This is a genomic window from Paenibacillus rhizosphaerae (genome assembly GCF_014192015.1).
Classification (GTDB): Bacteria; Bacillota; Bacilli; order Paenibacillales; family Paenibacillaceae; genus Paenibacillus_AQ; species Paenibacillus_AQ rhizosphaerae.
In genome coordinates, this window is record NZ_JACHXJ010000002.1 from 662,295 (window position 1) to 682,976 (window position 20,682).

The 20,682-nt window shown below is 54.8% G+C and carries 13 protein-coding genes; 12 read left to right on the forward strand and 1 reads right to left on the reverse strand.

Going from position 1 to position 20,682, the window contains the following annotated elements:
• Nucleotides 1–32 precede the first annotated feature (32 nt).
• Entirely contained in the window at nucleotides 33–944 is a 912-nt protein-coding gene (locus FHS19_RS11705) for a LysR family transcriptional regulator (RefSeq protein ID WP_183582007.1), read from the reverse strand.
• A gap of 204 nt (nucleotides 945–1,148) precedes the next feature.
• Between FHS19_RS11705 and leuC the strand changes: the two genes are divergently transcribed.
• The 12 genes from leuC to FHS19_RS11765 all read left to right on the forward strand — a co-directional run bounded on the left by leuC (nucleotide 1,149) and on the right by FHS19_RS11765 (nucleotide 20,222).
• Complete coding sequence (leuC, locus tag FHS19_RS11710; protein WP_183582008.1) at nucleotides 1,149–2,573, forward strand: 3-isopropylmalate dehydratase large subunit; 1,425 nt, start codon at nucleotides 1,149–1,151, stop codon at nucleotides 2,571–2,573.
• 14 nt (nucleotides 2,574–2,587) lie between these two features.
• Nucleotides 2,588–3,190 carry a 3-isopropylmalate dehydratase small subunit gene (gene leuD / locus FHS19_RS11715; protein ID WP_183582009.1) on the forward strand — a complete coding sequence of 201 codons (603 nt, stop codon included), beginning with the start codon at nucleotides 2,588–2,590 and terminating at the stop codon, nucleotides 3,188–3,190.
• Nucleotides 3,191–3,489: 299 nt separating this feature from the next.
• Nucleotides 3,490–4,992 carry an N-acetylmuramoyl-L-alanine amidase family protein gene (locus tag FHS19_RS11720; RefSeq protein WP_183582010.1) on the forward strand — a complete coding sequence of 501 codons (1,503 nt, stop codon included), beginning with the start codon at nucleotides 3,490–3,492 and terminating at the stop codon, nucleotides 4,990–4,992.
• A 28-nt stretch (nucleotides 4,993–5,020) separates the two neighbouring features.
• Entirely contained in the window at nucleotides 5,021–5,701 is a 681-nt protein-coding gene (locus FHS19_RS11725; RefSeq protein ID WP_221223908.1) for a GerMN domain-containing protein, read from the forward strand.
• Between the two features lie 281 nt (nucleotides 5,702–5,982).
• On the forward strand, nucleotides 5,983–7,425 hold the full coding sequence (locus tag FHS19_RS11730; RefSeq protein WP_183582011.1) for an N-acetylmuramoyl-L-alanine amidase family protein: 1,443 nt from the start codon (nucleotides 5,983–5,985) through the stop codon (nucleotides 7,423–7,425).
• Nucleotides 7,426–7,459: 34 nt separating this feature from the next.
• A complete protein-coding gene (locus tag FHS19_RS11735; protein WP_183582012.1) occupies nucleotides 7,460–8,161 on the forward strand; it encodes a GerMN domain-containing protein in 702 nt (233 codons plus the stop codon).
• Between the two features lie 191 nt (nucleotides 8,162–8,352).
• The gene (locus FHS19_RS11740; protein WP_183582013.1) at nucleotides 8,353–11,088 is read left to right on the forward strand and encodes an S-layer homology domain-containing protein; all 2,736 of its coding nucleotides are present in this window, start codon (nucleotides 8,353–8,355) and stop codon (nucleotides 11,086–11,088) included.
• 90 nt (nucleotides 11,089–11,178) lie between these two features.
• Nucleotides 11,179–11,853: an endonuclease III gene (nth, locus tag FHS19_RS11745; RefSeq protein ID WP_183582014.1), complete on the forward strand. Its 675-nt coding sequence runs from the start codon at nucleotides 11,179–11,181 to the stop codon at nucleotides 11,851–11,853.
• Nucleotides 11,854–11,885: 32 nt separating this feature from the next.
• A complete protein-coding gene (locus FHS19_RS11750; RefSeq protein ID WP_183582015.1) occupies nucleotides 11,886–12,158 on the forward strand; it encodes an NAD/NADP transhydrogenase alpha subunit in 273 nt (90 codons plus the stop codon).
• Nucleotides 12,159–12,347: 189 nt separating this feature from the next.
• The gene (locus FHS19_RS11755; protein WP_183582016.1) at nucleotides 12,348–16,019 is read left to right on the forward strand and encodes a dynamin family protein; all 3,672 of its coding nucleotides are present in this window, start codon (nucleotides 12,348–12,350) and stop codon (nucleotides 16,017–16,019) included.
• A 559-nt stretch (nucleotides 16,020–16,578) separates the two neighbouring features.
• Nucleotides 16,579–18,351 carry an ABC transporter ATP-binding protein gene (locus FHS19_RS11760; protein WP_183582017.1) on the forward strand — a complete coding sequence of 591 codons (1,773 nt, stop codon included), beginning with the start codon at nucleotides 16,579–16,581 and terminating at the stop codon, nucleotides 18,349–18,351.
• The gene (locus FHS19_RS11765; protein ID WP_183582018.1) at nucleotides 18,348–20,222 is read left to right on the forward strand and encodes an ABC transporter ATP-binding protein; all 1,875 of its coding nucleotides are present in this window, start codon (nucleotides 18,348–18,350) and stop codon (nucleotides 20,220–20,222) included. Before FHS19_RS11760 ends, FHS19_RS11765 begins: the two co-directional genes overlap by 4 nt.
• Nucleotides 20,223–20,682: the final 460 nt, after the last annotated feature.

Genomic DNA, 20,682 nt, shown 5'->3' on the forward strand with positions numbered 1-20,682 from the left:
CGGGCTCTCCGCCCGGACTTTTACACGTTTTTTTAAACCAGATCATTCAGCGTATCCTTGAACGTTTCAATAAAAGCCTCGGCCGCTTTGGACAAATACCGTCCGCGCCGGTATGCGACCACAAGCGTCCGGCTCGGCACCGGCTCGGCAAGGGGAAGGTATACCGGCACGAATTCGCTTCGCGGCGCGCGCGCGATAAACCGCGGCACCAGCGTGATGCCCATGCCCGTGGCAACGAGCGACTGGATCGTCTCCATGTTGTTGCTCTCAAAGACGACCTTGGGCTCGAAGCCGGCCTGCTGGCACAGATCAAAGGTTATTTTGCGGAAACCCTGCCCCTTTTTGAGCACGATAAACGATTCTTCGCTCAGCTCATCGATCCGTACGGGAACCGGCTTCCCGCCTTTGGCTCTGGCCGCAAGCGCATGCGATTCCGGTACGGCAAGATCGATCTTTTCTTCGCCGATCACCTCGTATGTCAGCGAAGGCTCCTGCAGCGGCAGGGAGAGCAAGCTGAGGTCCGATTTGCCTCCGGCCGTCAGCTTCTCCAGGTTCATGGAAGAGTCCTCCAGCAGGGTGATTTCGATGTCAGGGTACTGGCGTTTGAATGTGGGAAGCACATGCGGCAGCAAGTGCGCGCCTGTAATCGGCATGCTGCCGATGACCACCTTTCCGCTCTTCAGCTGGGAGATATCAGCCATTTCCTGGCGCAGCAGCTCTACGGCGTCCATAATTTTTTGGGCCTGCTCCATGAAGGAAGCCCCGGCATGGGTCAGTTCCACTGTGCTGGTATTGCGCTGGAACAGCAGCACCCCGAGCTCTTTCTCCAGCTTGGACAGCTGTTGGCTCAAGGAGGGCTGGGCGATGTGCAGCTTCTCGGCGGCTCGGGAGAAATTCCGCTCCTGGGCGATTTGGAGTGCGTATTGTAGCTGTCTAAATTCCATGAGACACCTTCCTTTGCTTTCTATAAATTAGCGGATGAAACGCGCTTTGCTTGATAGTTAATTCCTATTACTTTTATAGATATTATATCTTGGATCAATTAAGCTGCAAATGCTATATTTATTGTAATTCAAGAGGCTGCCGGGCCGGATTGCCTTGTGTCCGGCGTCTCTTCCAAGGATCGAAACCATGAAGAGGTGACAGTGATGAGTAAAAGAACGATGTTTGAGAAAATCTGGGATAACCACGTGATTCATCAGGAAGAAGGCAAGCCGAGCATTTTGTACATCGATTTGCACCTCGTCCACGAGGTAACGTCCCCGCAAGCCTTCGAGGGCCTGCGCCTGAGCGGCCGCAAGGTACGCCGTCCGGAGCTGACGTTCGCAACGATGGACCATAACGTACCGACAAAGGACCGCTTTAACATTAAGGACCCGATCTCCAAGCAGCAGATCGATACGCTGTCGCAGAACTGCCGCGACTTTGGCGTCACCCTCTTTGATCTGGATACGATTGATCAAGGGGTCGTGCACGTTATGGGACCGGAACTCGGGTTGACCCATCCGGGCAAAACGATTGTCTGCGGCGACAGCCACACCTCGACTCACGGCGCATTCGGCGCTCTGGCGTTTGGGATCGGCACAAGCGAAGTGGAACACGTGCTGGCTACCCAATGCTTGCAGCAGGCCAAAGCAAAGACGATGGAAGTGCGCTTCGTCGGCAAGCGCAATCCCGGCGTAACGGCGAAAGACATGATCCTCGGCGTCATCGCCAAGTACGGCACGGATTTTGCTACAGGCTATGTCATTGAGTACACGGGCGAAGCGATTCGCGAGCTGTCGATGGAAGAGCGGATGACCGTCTGCAACATGTCGATCGAAGGCGGTGCGAGAGCGGGCATGATCGCTCCGGATGAAACGACGTTCGAATATTTGCGCGGACGCCAATACGTGCCGCAAGGCAGCGATTTTGACCAAACGGTGGAGCAGTGGAAGCAGCTCGTCACTGACGAAGGCGCAGCTTACGACCGTGTGGTGGAGTTCGACGTGGAAACACTGATCCCGCAAGTGACCTGGGGAACGAGCCCGGGTATGGGCACGGACATTACGTCTCGTGTGCCGGTGCCGGCGGAACTGCCGACCGAAAACGAACGCAAAGCGGCTGAGAAAGCGATTGAATATATGGGCTTGACTCCAGGGACACCGATGTCGGAAATCGAAATCGACTACGTATTTATCGGTTCCTGCACCAACGGCCGGATCGAGGACCTGCGTGCCGCCGCCCAGGTTGCCAAGGGCCACAAGGTATCCGAACGGGTAACGGCGATCGTTGTTCCGGGCTCGGGACGCGTCAAGATCCAGGCGGAGAAGGAAGGACTGGACCAAATTTTCACCGAAGCGGGCTTCGAATGGCGCGATGCCGGATGCAGCATGTGCCTGGCGATGAACCCGGACGTTCTCCAACCGGGACAGCGCTGCGCATCGACGTCCAACCGTAACTTCGAAGGTCGTCAGGGCCGCGGCGGACGCACGCATCTCGTATCCCCGGCAATGGCTGCGGCAGCAGCGATCAAGGGTCGGTTCACGGATGTCCGTGATTGGAACTTCAAAACGGAAGCGGTCAGCAGCTAAGGAGGAGAATAAACATGGAAGCTTTTACGAAATTAACAGGTCTCGTCGCTCCGGTAGACCGGGTGAACGTGGATACGGATGCCATTATTCCTAAACAATTTTTGAAGCGGATCGAGCGCACCGGTTTCGGACAATTTCTGTTCTATGAATGGAGATTCGATGAGCAGGGCAACGACATCCCGCAATTTTCGCTGAACCAGCCGCGCTATAAAGGCGCTTCGGTCCTGATTTCCAGAGCCAACTTCGGCTGCGGATCTTCCCGTGAGCATGCGCCATGGGCGATCATGGACTACGGGTTCAAATGCATCATTGCTCCGTCGTTCGCAGACATTTTCTACAACAACTGCTTTAAGAACGGCATTCTGCCGATCAAGCTGTCTGAAGAGCAGGTGGAAGATCTGTTCCAGCGTACGGCAGCGAATGAAGGCTACGAGCTGAACGTTGATTTGGAAAACAAAACGATCACGGATGCCCAAGGTCTGCATATCGATTTCGAACTGGATGAGCACCGCCGTCAGTTCCTGCTGCAAGGCCTGGACGATATCGGCCTGACCCTTCAACATGAAGACGCCATCGCCGCCTATGAGCAAAAGCGCGGGGCTCGCTTGTTCGCGTAACTTAGCCAGCCGGATGGGCCCTGCCCTTCATTATAAGCTCCCATGCTCCGATAAGGAGTATGGGGGCTTTTTTTGCTGGAACCAGTGGTATACCCAGAGGAGTAGAAGTAGTCATGGGAGGTCGATATTTGGATAAATTGGGGAATGAAACAGGTAAAAACTTGTAAAATCAAGCAGGAATATAAGCTTAGCACACAGAAATTGTTATACATCAAACACCGTTAATGTTTTTTTTATACATAAATTCTGCCGGCTTTGTCACGAGCAGCAGCAAAAAATCAGTTTGTCAGAGGTGGAACATGAAGAAATTCGGCTTTTTACTGTTTTTATTGATGTTCGCCTTTATTGTCGGCGCCCAGGCGCCGTCGGTATCGGCGGCAAGCGGCACGGAGATCGTGCTGGACGGCAAGCAACTGGACATGCCAGTGGATGCAGGCGTTGTCAACGTGAACGGGAGCATCATGGTTCCCTTCCGCGTGGTCGGTGAAAATCTTGGATTTGCCGTAGATTGGGAGCAGAAGTCGCAGAAGGTCACGATTGAGAAAGGCAGCACCAAGATGCTGCTTGTCGTGAAGCAGAAATCGGCAACCGTTAACGGCAAAAAGGTGAGCCTGGATCAGCCGCCGCTCCTGCAGAAGGGCAGCGTCGTTGTGCCGATCCGGTTCGTGAGCGAGCAAATGGGGCTTGCGGTCAGTTGGGATGGCGTTAATAAAACCGTGTATCTGGCGACGGATGCAACGAATCCTTCGGGATCCGATCCGGGAACAGGTGCAGGCAGCGGAGGCACGATACCGGTTCCCGATACGGGGAGCGGCAATTCCAACAACACCGCTCCGGCAGGCAGCTCTGAAGGATCCGGCATGACCGGTCAGGAGGGGATTGCCGAGCTGACAGGCATCAGCTTTAGCGACAACCGGTTGATGATCGCTACCTCCGGCAACGGCGATGTGGTGCCGAAAGTGTTTACGATGAAGGATCCGGACCGCATCGTCGTGGATCTGCCGCAGACCCAATTCTCGTCAGCGCTGGGCGATACGCTGAACCTGAACGCCGACGCCCAAGGCAAACTGGACGTCAGCGGGTATCCCGACGTTTCCGGAATCCGGTATTCGTTGTTCAGCAGCAGCCCGTCTACCGTTCGGATCGTGATTGATTTGAACTATGCCAAAAATTATGCCGCTTACCCGGACCCGTCCGGAAGCGGAATGTTTATCGTCGATTTGAATTTAGCTTCGGAGACGCCGTCGGTTCCGGTCGGAGGCAGCGGGAAGAAGGTCGTCGTGATTGATGCCGGCCATGGGGCCAAGGATCCCGGGACGATCGGTTATTCGAAAACGAAGGAGAAGGACTTCAACTTGGCGGTTGCCCTGAAAGTCGGACAGCTTCTCGGGAATGAGTCCAACATCGATTTTGTTCTGACGAGAAGCGATGACACTTTCCTCGAGCTGAAGGACCGTGTTAAAATAGCCAACGATCTGAATGCCGACGTGTTTGTATCCATCCATGCGAACAGCGCGGGCTCGTCCGCGGCGAGCGGCAGCGAAACGTATTATCAGCGTGATGCGAGCAAATCACTGGCAAACGTGCTGCACAAGTATTTGGTTCAGGCTACGGGCCTGGCGGACCGGGGAGTGAAATACGGAAACTTCCACGTTATTCGGGAGACCAAAATGCCGGCTGTTCTCTTGGAGGCTGGATATCTAAGCAATCCGAAGGATGAGGCAACCTTGTTCTCCGAAGACGTCCAGCAGGCCGTCGCGCAGGGGATCGTGAACGGCATCAAGGAATATTTGGGATTGTAGGATCCGGAACTTGGCTGAAAGGAGTGTTATGGTGAATAAAAAAATATGGTGCGCAGTTCTTCTGTCCGCCGTGATGATTGTGGGAGCAGGCTGCGGTCAGAAAGCGAAGACGGCTCCGCCTCCGCCGGCGAGCGCTTCCGAACCGAGCTCGTTTCAAGCGGACGACAGCACGTCGCCGCCGGACGCGGAAAGCACTCCGCCGGATGACAGTACGACAGGCAGCGCTTCGGGCAACGACAGCGGTGGAGATACTGGGGAAACAAAGGGAGAAGCGGGCGGTCAGGCAGTTCAGGATCAACCCAGCGTTCAGAAATTGACTATTGATGTATTTTACACCGACCCGCAGGAAATGGAGCTGAAAAAGGCTCAGAAGGAGATCAGCTTCGAATCGGATATCGAGAAGTACGTGCACGCGTTTAAGGCGCTTCAAGACAGCGGCAGCAGCGACCTCGTTCCGCTGTGGGGTAAAATCGAACTGACCAAAATGTCAGTGGACCCGCAGGATGCAGGTCTCCTGCATATGGACATTCATATTCCGGACGAAGCCCGGCTGGGGTCGGGCGGGGAACAATTTGCCCTCGACTCGCTCAAGCAAACGATGTTTCAATTCGACGAAATCAAAGCGATCGACCTCCTCGTCGACGGCCAAGCCGTGGAGAGCCTGATGGGCCATATGGACCTCGACCATCCGATCAAGAGAGGCGAATAAGGCCTCACTTCAATCCATGAACGAATAAGCATGCCGATTCCTAACGGGAGTCGGCATGTTTTTTTGAGAAACCGTGCTTTTCAGCAGGGGTGTTTGAATCATGGATACATAAAATCCCGGTTTTGTCCATCCAAAGTCATAGTAAAACTTTTGCATATAGAGGAATATATTCGCAACTTTTCAAGGGGGCTCGCGTCTAATAAATGTCTGGTGATGTCGAAGATGCCTAAGCCGAAACGTCAAAAAGTAGTTGAAAAATTTGAGAATGGTAGGGGTGAATAATGAAGAAGTTTGGTTTTTTGTTAGCGTTTATTTTTGTCTTCATTTTGGCGTTTCCTCATAATGGACAGGCTGCGGCAGGGAGCACAAAGATTTTTTTGAATGACAATGAGCTGAAGCTTACAGGTAATGCAGTGGTTGAAAATGTGAAGGGCAATACGATGATCCCATTTCGTGTGGTCGGAGAGAGTCTGGGATTTGATGTCACATGGGAGCAGAAGACCGGCACGGTAACCATACAAAAGGACTCGACAGTCATAAAGCTTGTTGTTAATCAAAAGAATGCTACGGTTAACGGCAGTAAGGTTGCACTTCATATCGCGCCGATTCTGCGCACCGACACGGTCATCGTCCCGCTTCGCTTTGTGAGTGAGCAAATGGGACTGACCGTCAGCTGGGATAATGTGAAGAAAGCGGTATATTTAATTACCCCGGATTCGAACTCCGGAAACAGCGGAAATGCCGGCACCGGTGCAGGCAATGGCGGCTCGACCGTACCTGGCAGCGGAAGCGGCGACAACGACAGCAGCGTCGGGCTGGTGAATGGACTCAGCTTTAGCGACAACCGGCTGCTGATCGCAACCAGCGGATCGGTCAAGGCCAGCAGTTTTAAAATGACAGGTCCCGACCGGGTCGTCATCGATCTGACGAACGCGAAGTTTTCGGATCAATTCAGCGGTTCTTCTCCGCTGGACAGCAATTATAACGGCTCAATCAGCGTCAGCGGCTATCCGGATGTTTCCAAGATCCGTTACTCGCTGTATAACGATAATCCTTCCACAGTACGCGTGGTCATTGATCTGAATTATGCGAAAAATTATAAGCTGACCAATGAAAACGGGATGTATATCATCGACTTGAACACATCAGACAGCGGCACTCCTTCCACACCAGTTGGCGGAGGCGGCAAAAAGATCGTCGTCATTGATGCGGGCCATGGCGATCAGGATCCAGGCGCATCAGGCGTTTCCGGCAAAAAGGAAAAAGCGTTTAACCTGGCGGTTGCCCTTAAAGTAGGGGCTCTGCTCAAAAATGATCCAAACATCGATGTCGTTCTTACCCGCAGCGACGATACGTTCCTGGAGCTGAGCGAACGGGTGAAGATCGCTAACGATTTGAAGGCGGATGTGTTTATTTCCATCCATGCGAACAGTGCAGGTTCCTCCGTGGCAACGGGAAGTGAAACTTATTATCAGCGGGATGCCAGCAAGGCGCTGGCCAACGTGATGCATAAATACCTGGTACAAGCCACTGGACTGAAGGACCGCGGCGTCCGCTACGGCAATTTCCACGTCATCCGCGAAACGAAGATGCCGGCCGTGCTGTTGGAAGTCGGTTATCTGAGCAACAAAAACGATGAGGCCGCGCTCTTCTCGGAGAGCTTCCAGCAGCGGGTTGCCAAAGGCATCGTCAGCGGGATTAAAGAGTATTTGGGTGTGAACTAATGATGAGTCGCAGGAAAAAGGAGGCGGGAAGTCAATGAATAAAAAAGTTTGGTGTGCAGGAGTTCTGGCTCTGGCGTTGGTTGCTTTGGCAGGCTGCGGCCAGAAGCCGACCGCCGCACCAGATCAGCAGCAGGAGACGGCCTCCGATCAGCAGGTGACTGGCAGCGGCGGAGATGCGGCAGCCGGAGAAACAGGAACTGAAGGCACCGATAGTGCCGTGAGTTCCGGCAGCGGGCAGGACCAAAGTTCAGACCAAGGACAAGCCCCATCCGGTTCGCAAGGGCAGGGTCAAGAGGCGGCTGGCCAGGGCCAATCCACGTCCTCGCAAACGACCGATTCGACCCAAAAAAGCCTGAATATCGACGTCTATTATACAGACCCTGAGGAACTGGATTTGCACAAAGCCCAGAAGGAAATCAGCTTCAGCAGCGACGATGAAAAGTATAAGAAGGCATTCGAAGCGCTGCAGGCCAGCGACAAATCCGACCTCGTTCCTCTGTGGGGCAAGGTGGAACTCAAATCGCTGAGCATGAAGGACGGCCAGCTTACAATGGACATTCATCTGCCGGATGAGGCCCGTCTTGGTGCAGGGGGCGAGCAGTTCGCCCTGGATGCGCTCGGCAACACCCTGTTCCAGTTTGACGAAGTAAAGTCGATCGAGCTGCTGGTTGACGGCGCCAAGGTGGAAAGCCTGATGGGGCATGTCGATTTGGAGCATCCAATGACAAGACACTGATTTTTTTGGGGAAATTCAGGAAAAAAAGCAGGAGCTCGGCTCCTGGATGTCGAATTATATACAGCTAGAGAATGGCTGATAGTAACGAACTAAAGTCGGAGCGCCGCGCATCCTTTGCGGGAGCTATTATTCCCGGGGAACGGGCGCATCCGCTTTAGTTCTTTCTATTTATTTCAGAGAGGGGCACTATCATGGTTCATAAACGCAGCAATCATTCCTTACCTTCTAAAAAAGTCGTCTCCGCCGTACTGGTCGGTATGATGGCATTGAGCTCGGGAACAGCGGTATTCGCGGATACCCAGACGACGACTGGAGCGAGCGTAACAGCAGCCTCCGTTGGCCAATTCAGTGATGTCAAGAGCGGATTTTGGGCTGAGAAGCATATATACAAGCTTGCTGCCCAAGGCATTATCCTCGGCGATAAAGGCCTGTTCCGTCCAAACGATTATGTGACCCAGCAGGAAGCCGTAACGATGGCGATCCGCTTTGCCGGGCTTCAGAACAAGCTGAGCACGGACACGGCCGTTGCGCTGCCTGAGAATGTGGTCGTAAATAATTACTTCAAGCCATACGTTGCACTGGCTTTCCAGCAAAGCCTGCTGAACAAGACGTCCGAAAGCGCGGCCACCGGTCAAAAGGGAACCTGGGGCGAGCGGAAGGCGAGCCGGGAATGGATCACCGAAGTGCTGGTACGCGCCCTGGGCAAGGAAAGCGAAGCTTCCGCCGCGGCCTCAAAGGCCACGACGTTTGCCGATAACAGCAAGATTTCTGCTTCAAAACGCGGCTTTGTGAACGTTGCGCTGGAGCTGGGCTTGACGAACGGTGTGGATGGGAACCGCTTTGATCCGCAAGGATCGGTTACGCGCGCCCAGCTGGCGACCTTTTTCAGCCGGGCCGAAGCCCACAACAACATTAAGTACGACAACTCCGCCGAAGGCATCATCACCGGGCTGAGCGATAACAAGCTAGATTTGTATGTAGACGGCAGTGTGCGGAGCTACACGATTGATGCGTCAACCGGTTATTTTACAAGCGATTCGGAAACAAAGATTGCCTTTGCGGATCTGAAGCCGTACACGAAAGTGATGGTCATCGGCAGCGGGACGAAGGCGGGATACGTGGAAGTGACGGATCCAACCGTTCAGCTGGAAAGCACGGAAGGAACGTTCCAGAAGCTGTCTCCGGGGAACATTCTCTGGATCGAAACGAACAGCACGTTCCAGCAGTTTACATATGATGCGGGCACGACGTTCCTGGACCAGAACGGAGCGAAGATCGATCCTTCCGCCATCGCGGTCGGCAGCAAGGTGTCGGTATCCCGTGAGACGTTCAGCTCTGCCAAGAAAACAGTCATCGTTCAAGTGAAGTCCGGGATCGTGAACAAGACGGGCACCGGAACGCTGCAGAGCATCGATACGGCCACCAAATCGCTCGTCATCAAAAATGACGCGGGCAATCTTGAGAGCTACACTTGGGATGCCAGCTCGTTCTTCAGTTACCAGAATGAGATTCTGTCTCCGTCCGAGCTGAAAGCGGGTTCCACCATTAATTACACGATCAAGAACAACATCATTCAGTCGATTGAATTAAAACAGGGAGTGGAGCGGACGATCCGCGGATCCTTGTATGAGATTGGAGCAAACGGCTCGACTATTACCTACAAGCGGGACGGCGGAGCTCTCGAAGTGAAGCTTCTCGCCAGCAAGCCGGAAATCGTCATCAGCGGCATCAGCGCACCGCTTCTGAGCGATCTGATCGCGGATTCCACCGCCGGCGACCAGGTGCAAATTACGCTGAACCCTGACGAGCAGGTAACCAAAATCGAGGTGCTGAACCGTCAAATGGAGCAAAAACGCGGAGCCTCGGTCGTATCCTATGAACCGAAGACGAAGCTGCTCACGCTGATGGACGCCAACAAAAAGCCGTTCGTCGTGACGCTCGACGACAAAACCAAGCTGGTGTACAACACGGCAAATCCGACGCTGTCCGGCATCGAATCGCTGCTGACGACCGGCCGTAAGGTGAACGTCAGCTACTTGACGAACCGGGCGCTGTCGCTGGAGGTCATCTACCAGTACGACGGCAAGGTAACCGCGATCGATACGGCTGCCAAGAAAATTACCGTGGTCACGCCGGGCGGGGAATCACTCGTGCTGCCGTACAGTAATCCGGCCGTTCAAGCATACGGCAAAAGTAACGCGTCCCTGTCCGACGTGAAGGTCGGAAGCGAGGTTGCCCTCGTGCTGAATGCGGCGCAGGATGCGGTTTCGTCCATTTTGCTGAAATCGACGGTTCAGTTTGAAGTCGTGGACATGAACTATACAAGCAGCCGGATTACGGTGAAAAAGGATGGCGTAACGAGCCAATTCTATCTGGATAAAGCCGCCCTGACAGGAGATAACGGTCAGGCTGTGGAGCTGGCGGATATTCGCGCCGGACAAATCCTCAACGTGACCATTAACGGCACGAACGCGGCGGCCGCACAAATCGTCAAGCTGACGACGGGCCAAATCACCGCGGTGGATTCTTCTGCGGCATCGCCAAGCATTACGGTGAAGGATTATGCCGGAACGACGGAAACGTTCAAGCTCGGAACCGGGTCGAAAATCGTCAATGACGCCGGCAGCGCTCTGAGCCTGGGGAATCTGGCTGCGGGCAACCGCATCGAAGTCCGCAAGGACGAAAGCGGCAATGCCGTGGTCAAGGTGCTGAACGTAACGACCCAGACCTACTGGAAATATGACAGTTATGCGAAGGAAATATATGTGAAACGGCAAAATGTCAATGATGCCAACCAATACACGCTTTCGCCGGGCGCATATATTCACCAAGGTGACACGATATTGACCGTGCAATCCCTGAAAGAAAATGATACTATTGTATTGTATTTAAACAATGGAACGATTGTAGAAATACAGAAACAATAGTATGCTTTGGGAATGGTCATAAGATACACCGTCTTGATGCGGGGTTCTTACCCGCGTCAGGACGTTTTTTTTGTGCAGGAGGTACTTCGCATGAAGGCTGAAACCGTTCGCTATATTTTGGACACGATCGGAGCGATGTTTCCCGATGCGCATTGTGAATTAAACCACAGCAATGCGTTCGAGCTGACGATCGCGGTCCTGTTGTCCGCCCAGTGTACGGACGAAACGGTAAACAAGGTAACCAAGGATCTTTTTCAAAAGTATAAAACGCCTGAGGATTATGTTTCGGTTCCCTTGGAGGAGCTCGAACAGGATATCCGCCGGATCGGTCTGTACCGGAACAAAGCAAAGCATATCCATAACCTGTGCCGAATTCTGATCGAACAGTACGGCGGCGAGGTTCCGCATGAGCATGACAAGCTGGTACAGCTTCCCGGCGTAGGACGCAAGACGGCCAATGTGGTGGTGTCGAATGCGTTTGACGTTCCGGCGATTGCGGTGGATACACATGTTGAACGGGTATCCAAACGGCTTGCGCTGGCGGGCTGGAAAGATTCGGTGCTTGAAGTGGAGAAAAAGCTGATGAAGCGGGTGCCCAAGGATGAGTGGACGATCACGCACCACAGGCTCATCTTCTTCGGCCGGTATCACTGCAAGGCGCAGAATCCGAAATGTCAGGTATGTCCGCTGCTCGATGTGTGCCGTGAAGGAAAAAAACGTATGAAGACGTCCCAAATCAGAAAAGATAAGGAACATACAGGATAGGAAGAACAAAGATGGAGAAGGATGGGATTTAGATGAAATGCATTTCGGTGTACACAGACAATTTTGAAATGTTTTCCGATATTTTCGACACGGTCGTGGAAAGCAAACTGAACGAAAACGAAGAGAAGGAAGTCGAAGGAATCACGGTGAGCCATTCGGGCGACGTGCCCGAGCATTACCTGGACCGGATGTCCGTCAAGCCTGAAGTCGTCGTCATGAAGGACAAGTCCCGGGGATTGACGATTCTGCAGCACGGCAAAGTCTTTGAGATTTTGATTCCGGAACTCGAAAGCGCGTCGATTTAACGGCCTGTATATGCATAGCAAGGCCCAGGATAAAACCGAATGGTGATTCGGTTTTATTTTTTTTGTCCGGCAAAATGATTTCCAACCCATCCGTGGAATGTTAAAATAAAACTATTTGAATGGGTTTTCAGGCAAAAAGCGTCACGAGCCGCCTCATTCGGTCAATTGACACAAGGGAGAGTAGTCAGCATGTCGTTCACTGTCCAAACCACAGCTAGCCAAGGATCTCTTGCGCTGCAGCCTCTGAAGGAGCAGCTTGCCGCTTGGGGCGATGCGAGATCTGCGAGTCTAATCGAGGATTTAATACATAAAGCAGACGCCGGGGAAATGACCATTGCCTTTTGCGGCCATTTCTCGGCGGGGAAATCCAGCATGATCAATTCCTTATGCGGCCGAAAGGTGCTTCCTTCCGGTCCAGTGCCGACCAGCGCCAACGTCGTCTCTATCCGCAATGGCGAGCCGCGCGCCCTGATCTATCCAGCCGCAGGCGCGGGTGACGAAGCCTTCAGGGAGACCGCAGACCCGCTGCAGGTCTCATTGGAGGAACTGTACGAATACTGTACCAACGGCGGAGACTATTCATCGGTGGAAGTGTGGGATCAAGTCCCTCTGCTTGGGGAGCACGGCGTGTTCATGGATACGCCCGGGGTGGATTCGACGGACGACGGCCATCAAAAAGCAACCCACTCCGCGCTTCATTTGGCGGATGTCGTTCTGTATGTGATGGACTATAACCATGTCCAGTCCGAAAACAATTTGGTGTTTGCCAAGAGCCTGTCGGATTGGGGCAAACCGCTGTACTTGATCGTCAACCAAATCGATAAGCACAGGGAGCGTGAGCTATCCTTTGATACCTACCGCGAGGAAGTGGAGGCTGCTTTCAAGCGGTGGCAGGTTCATTACGAAAATTTGCTGTTTCTCTCGCTGAAAAACCCTGAGCATCCGTATAACCAGCGGGCTCAGCTGGATGGCCTGGTGCAGGAGCTGATCGCCCAGCGGGCGCCGCTCTTGTCTTACAGCATCGACTGCTCCGCGCGTCATATCGCCGAGCAGCATACGGCGCAATTCGCCGATTCGCTGCAGGAAGAGATGGAGCAGCTGCTGCAGGAGATGGGTGGCGCGGAGAAGGCGGCGGAGCTGGAACGGGAGATGGGCGCGCTCAGGGAGGAGATCGGCCGGCTTGAAAACATCAAGCAGCTTGAGCGCGAAACGGTCCGCCATGAGGTGGAAGGGCTGCTGGAGAATGCCAACCTGACGCCGGCCGATCTGCGCGACCGGGTGCAGTTGTTTCTCGAAAGCCGCAAGCCGGGCTTCAAGAAGGGCTTTCTGTTCTCCGGGGCAAAGACGGAGCAGGAGAAACAGGAACGATTAGAAGGCTTACTGTCGTCCCTGCGGGAGCAGTGCGCCTCCCAGATCGGGTGGCATCTTCAGGAGCTGCTGCGACGCTGGGGACAATCCCACCGGATTTGGAACGAGGCACGCGATAAGCAGCTTGCCGATCTGATGCCGGTCATCGGGCCGGAGCTGTTGGAGAGCACGGTGGAGCCGGGCGCGGTGCTGTCCGGCGAATATTTGCTGAACTACTGCCGCAAGCTGTCGGCAGAGATCAAGGCGCTGTACCGCCGCGCTGCGCTGGACGCGGCGGAAGAGATGCTGGCGGATGTCGAGGCATCCGCCGCGCCCGCCAAGCAGCGCGCACAGCAGGAGCTGGCCGCGCTGCAGGAGCAGTCCGCCGCAATGGCCCGCTACACGGAGCTGGCAGCGGCCATCGCGGCGCGCAAGGAAGCGGCGGCGCGCCTGCTGCCGCCGCACCAGGCGCTCACCCCCGGCACCCTGCCGCGGGTGAGCGCCCCAGCCCGGCCGGCTGCGCCGCCGGCCGGGGAAGAAGCGGGCGCGCCGATGGCGGCGCCCGCTGTGAAGCCCGCCCCGCATGCAGGGGCGGGGCCGCAGGGCGGCGCGGCCAAGGGCCGCCGCCAGCGGCTTGACGCGGCCGCGGCGCAGCTGCGCGAAGCGGCTGCGCTGCTGGGGCGCCATCCCGCGCTCGCTTCCGCCGCGCGGGGGCTGGAGGGCCGAGCCGAGGCGCTGGCCGGCGGCTCGTTCACGATGGCACTGTTCGGCGCGTTCAGTGCCGGCAAGTCTTCGTTCGCCAACGCTCTGCTCGGCGACAGCGTGCTGCCCGTCTCGCCGCATCCGACGACAGCGGCGATCAACCGCATTCTGGCCCCCGAGGGCGAGTATGCGCACGGGACGGCCAGGGTGCAGATGAAGTCGGCCGAGGCCTTCCAGGACGATTTGGCGTATTCCTTCTCGATCCTCCAGCTCGGTAAGCCTGAAGGCGACGGTTGGCTCGAAGCGGTACGTTCCATGAAGCCGGAAGGCGTTCATCCGGCCGGCCTGCCGCATTACGGATTTCTCAAGGCGGCCGCCGCGGGTTGGGAACTGGCAAAGCCGCTGCTGGGCAGCGATCAGACCGTTGACATGGCCGAGTACCGCTCTTTTGTGGCGGATGAGACCAAATCTTGCTATGTCGACCGGATTGATCTGTATTACAGCTCTCCGCTGACGGAGCAGGGGATCGTGCTTGTGGATACGCCGGGGGCCGATTCACTGCACGCCCGCCATACCGGCGTGACGTTCCAATACATGAAGCAGGCGGACGCCATCGTTTTTGTGACGTATTATAACCATGCGTTTTCCAAAGGCGATAGGCAGTTCCTGGCCCAGCTCGGCCGGGTGAAGGACAGCTTTGCCCTCGATAAAATGTTTTTCATCGTCAACGCGGCCGATCTGGCCTCTTCCCCGGATGAACTGGAGCAGGTCGTCAAGCATGTGGACGGCAACCTGAAAGCCCGGGGCATCCGGCTGCCGCATATTTACCCCCTCTCCAGCATGACCGCGCTCGAGGCGAAGCTGGGCGGAGATGAAGCGATGCTGGCACATTCGGGGCTCGGCGCATTCGAGGATGCGCTCGGGGCCTTCGCCGGGGAAGAACTGCCCAAGCTGTCCCTTCAAGCCGCCGCATCCGAGGTGTCGGCTGCGCGGAAAAGGGCGGAGGAATGGGCGCGTCTGTCCCGTCAGGATGCAGGCAGCAGGCAGCAGCGCAAGCAGGAGCTGGTCCGGACAGCCGAGCAGGCCAAGGGGCTTGTCGGGCAGTTTGCCTCAATGCAGCAGGGGAACCTGATTGCACAGGAAACGAAAGAGCTGCTGTTCCACGTGAGACAGCGGATCGGTTTCGGAATGGGTGACTTTTTTAACGAAACGTTCCATCCTTCCGTTCTGCGTGAGGATGCGGGACAGCTGAAGCGGGTGTTTACCGGGTGCGGACGCGAGCTGGAACGGACGCTCGTTCGTGAGCTGGAACAGGAGCTGCTTGCCACGACGCTTCGTTTGGAGAACAAAGGCAAACAAATCGTGTATGCGGCTGCCGTACAGACGACAGAGGATATATCCGCTCTAGATGCCGGGTTGGTGCTGAATCCGCCGGAGGAAAAAGAGTGGGAAACGCCGGAGCTTAAGGAAGTTCAGCTGGAAGGCATCGTCGACTGGAACGCGGGCTGGGGATATTTCAAATCGCCGAAGGCTTTTTTTGAAGGCGGAGGACGCGAAAAAATGCGCGCGGCTGTTGAAGAACAGATCAAAGAAGCACTGAGCCGCGAAGTTTCCGCTCAGGAGGGGCTGCTGTCGGATTTTTACGCACAGCGGATGGCGGATGCTCAGCATAGGCAGGCCGGCAGGCTGCAGGAGCAGCTGGAGGAAACGGTCGATGCGCTGACCGCCTCGCTGGAACAGGGCGAACGGCCGGAGACGTGGGATACCCTCGCATCCGAACTCCTTCATATTGAACAGCGAATGACATCTTAGGAAACCGCACGGTCACGGACGCGAGACACTGATTCGCATTTGGCCGATAGCCGTTTCGATACCGAGATCTTCGGTCCGATGGCCAGGGAGCAGTCGATAAGGGCCGTTCTCATCGGAAACCTCATGCAAAACAGGAATGAATGACGTTAACTAAATACTCCATCACCGGCAAAGCCGGTAATTTCAATGCCGAAGCCCCTGCTGCAGGGGCTTTTTTATTTTCAATATGTTGGGCCGGCAAGTCCAGGTATTGACCGGTCCGCTGACCCCGCGACGGCCGTTTCGGACACCGAAAAATGGAAGCTTTCCCCCAAGTCAGGAAGCGCTTTTACAACACCAGATGGCTTTTTATCGGGAAGTGCAGAGATTGAGAGGATTTGGCATGATTTGATAAGTAAACCCGGATTATATACAGTTAATGCCGAACCATTGACAAAGCGGCGAAAATATGCGCTGTTATCCTCTTTGCCGCCTCTGAGAGACGGTGTTAAACTTCATAAATGTTCACAACTTACGCGAATGATTTTCAAGCATTCACATGACTCGAAGGAGGAGAACCATGAATGTTCTCAGGCAAATGCAGGGCTTTTTTTGGGCGAAGCGCAGTTTTCTTTATTTATCTATACTCTGCCTCGCCATAGCTACTGCGCTGGGGCTTGTTACCCCGAATTTGCTGCGGAAGCTGATCGACGATGCGATCGTTCCGCGGCATTTTGAGCTCGTTCCCGCTCTGGCGCTCACCGTTATCGGTGTCGTCACCCTCAAAGCCGTAATGCAGTTTTTAAGCGGCATGCTCGGCGGAAGACTGGGGAACTATCTGGCATACCGTTTGCGTAACGGCTGCTATGAGAAGCTGCAAGTATTGTCTTTCCGCTATTACGACACGGCCAGAACCGGTGACCTGATGTCCCGTCTGACCGGGGATCTCGAAGCGATCCGTCAATTTATCGCCTTCGGCATCCCGCAAATCCTGAACACGATTCTGATGGTTGTGTTCGGGGCGATCATGATGCTGTCCATCAGCTGGCAGCTGACCTTGGCTACCATGATCAGCATCCCGTTCCTGGTGTTTGTCGCCCTGAAGTTCGAAGGCAAGATTCACCCGGCATTCCAGGAAATGCGCCTGGCGCTGAGTGCGCTGACGACTTCGGTGCAGGAGAACATTACAGGAGTTCGTACGGTCAAATCATTTGCGCGTGAGCCTCACGAAGTCGACAAGTTTTCCTTGCGGAACGAACGCTACAAAAACAACCAGATCTTCGCTTCGGGTTTATGGAGCCGCTACTTTCCGGTCATGGAGCTTCTCGCGTCCATCTGCGTCGTGCTGCTCCTCGGCGTCGGAGGCACGCTGGTCATCCATCAATCGCTGTCTCTGGGCGAACTCGTTGCTTTCTTCAGCTTGATCTGGTACATTATCGGCCCGATGTGGAATATCGGTTATCTCATCAACAACTACACGCAGTCGGAAGCTTCGGGAGAGCGGGTGATCGAGCTCCTGAACCAGCCGATTGACGTCAAGGATAAAGACAATGCCGTCCCTTTGTCTTCCGACGAAGTGAAAGGGCATGTCACTTTTGAGCATGTTACCTTTGCCTATGGCAACAAGCTGGCCGCTATCCAGGACATCAATTTGGATGCGCCTCCAGGATCGGTCATCGGCCTGCTCGGCGGAACCGGATCAGGGAAATCGACGATCATTCAGCTGCTGATGCATGCGTATAACGTCAACAGCGGCAGCATCAAGCTGGACGGCAAGAACATCAATGACATTCAAGTCCGGAGCCTGCGCAGCCAAATCGCGTCGGTGTTCCAGGAGACGTTCCTGTTCTCGTCCAGCATCCGCAATAACATCGCGTACGGCCTGAAGGACGTGACGATGGACGAGATCATCCGGGCTGCCAAGCTGGCGAAAGCTCACGACTTCATTATGGAAATGCCGGACGGCTACGATACGGTGGTCGGCGAGCGGGGCATGGGTCTCTCCGGAGGGCAGAAGCAGCGGATCGCGATTGCACGCGCGCTGCTGAAGAATCCGAAGATCCTCATCCTCGATGACGCGACAAGCGCCGTCGACATGGAAACCGAGCATGAAATCCAGTCGGGCTTCCAGGAAGTGATGAAGGGCCGGACGACGTTTATCATCGCCCACCGGATCTCTTCCCTGCGGCACGCGGACCAGATTCTGGTGCTGAACGAGGGCAAAATCGTGCAGCGCGGCAAGCATGAAGATTTGATCACGGTGCCTGGCCCTTACCAGGATGTATACCATATTCAATATGCAGACCACATTGCCCGGATGAATGGGAATGCAGGAGAGCAGGTGAGCTCATGAATCCCGCAGCGGAAACGAATAAACAGCGGCCGGGAGCCGCAAATACGAATAACCCGAAGGGCAAGACGCCGGGTGTAACCGGCGAACGCTTCGTGTATCAGGATGACGAAGTCATCGAAAAGCCGTTTAACTGGTCCCAGCTGACCCGGCTGTTCGCTTATATGAAGCCTTACGCCAAGCAAATGCTGCCGCTCGTCCTGCTGATGATGGTCCTCGGGACGATTACGAAACTGACCGTTCCGTTCCTGACCAGTCAGGCGATCGACAAGGCGATCGCTCCGAAAGACGGCGATTCGAGTCTGACGCTTTTGTATCTGCTTACGGCAGCGGCACTTGTTCTTTACATTATTCAGTGGGTCGCGAGTACGTACCGCATCCGCCTGACCAACATTATCGGACAGCGCGTCATCTACGACCTGCGTTCGCATTTGTTCCAGCACATCCAGAAGCTGTCCTTCAACTTCTTTGACAAGCGGCCGGCAGGTTCCGTGCTCGTGCGTATCACCAACGACGTCAACTCCCTGCAGGAGCTGTTCACCAACGGCGTCGTCAACCTGATGATCGACTGCGTTCAGCTGGTCGGAATCGTGGTCATTTTGATGCTGATCAACTGGAAGCTCGGGCTTGCGGTCGTTCTGACCGTCCCGATCATGTTTTTCATTTCCACGAAGCTGCGGGTCAAGATCCGCCGCGCCTGGCAGGAAGTGCGAATGAAGAACTCCCGGATCAACTCGCATTTGAACGAATCCATCCAGGGGATCCGTGTCACACAGGCCTACACGCAGGAGCAGGAGAACATCAAATTTTTTGATAAAATGAACATGGACAGCAAAAAGTCGTGGGACCGCGCGTCCACGCTGAACCAAGGGTTCGGCCCGCTGATCGAAATCACCGGGGGCATCGGCACCTTGATCCTGTTCTGGTTGGGGTCTTATCTGATACAGGAGGGCCAGCTGACCGTCGGCCTTCTGGTCGCCTTCTCCAGCTACGTCGGCAACTTCTGGGAGCCGATCAACCGGCTTGGACAAATGTACAATCAGCTGCTGGTGGCGATGGCTTCCTCGGAGCGGATCTTCGAATTTATCGATGAGAAGCCGCATATCGATGACAAGCCGAATGCCCAGCCGATGCCGAAAATTAACGGCGACATCAAGCTGGAGAACGTCGTGTTCGAGTACGAGAAGGGCCGCCCGGCACTCAAGGGCATCAACCTCGACGTCAAGGCCGGTCAGACGATCGCCCTCGTGGGGCATACCGGTTCAGGAAAAAGTACAATCATTAATTTGCTCAGCCGGTTCTATGATATAACTGGGGGCAAAATTACGATTGACGGACTGGATATCCGGGACGTGAAGCTGGATACGCTCCGCAGCCAAATCGGAATCGTGCTGCAGGACACGTTTATCTTCTCGGGAACGATCCGAGATAACATTCGCTTTGGACGGTTGGATGCGACCGATGAGGAGATCGAAGAAGTAGCCAAGGCCGTCGACGCACACGAATTTATTATGAAGCTGCCGAACGGCTACGATACGGAGGTCGAGGAGCGGGGGAACATGCTCTCCATGGGGCAGCGTCAGCTGCTGTCCTTCGCCCGGGCGCTTCTTGCCGATCCCCGCATCCTTATCCTGGATGAGGCGACGGCCAGCATCGATACAGAGACCGAGCTGAAAATTCAGGAAGCGCTGAAGGTGCTCCTGAAAGGCCGGACTTCCTTTATCGTTGCTCACCGTCTATCGACGATCCGCCATGCGGACAAAATCGTCGTGCTGGATCACGGCGAAATCAAGGAGGAAGGCAACCACCAGGAACTGATGCAGAAGCAGGGAACGTACCACGGTCTGATCGAAGCGCAGTTCCGGTTTGTCTGAGGATGATATAATATAAGTTGACCTAAAGAATACGATGTGAGCAAGGGAGTAAAATGATTCCGAAGAAGCGAAGCGGTCTCATTTGGCTTTCGGATTTCTGCCTCATGTGGGTTCCATCAAATCAAGAAATCCGAAAACAAGAGAGATCGTAGGGACATTTTACGTACTTGCCACCATCATCATTCATTGGTATCACTTATATAGGCTTTCAGCTGAGCCGAAATATTCTGGCCGAAATACTTCTGCTAAAAATGGATTGTCTTCCGTAGGTACATCGTTGGATCTATTTCTTATCCTTGGCCGCCGACAGTTAACGGTGCGTTTACAGCCCATTAACAAACAACCAAAATTGTAAAATGAAGCAAGCTTCTCCAATGATCGCCATTCAAATAAGGAGAGATTGTGAATTTTGCAGGAAAATGTCGGAGCACTCTTGCATTCTTCCTTCGGAACCCCGAAA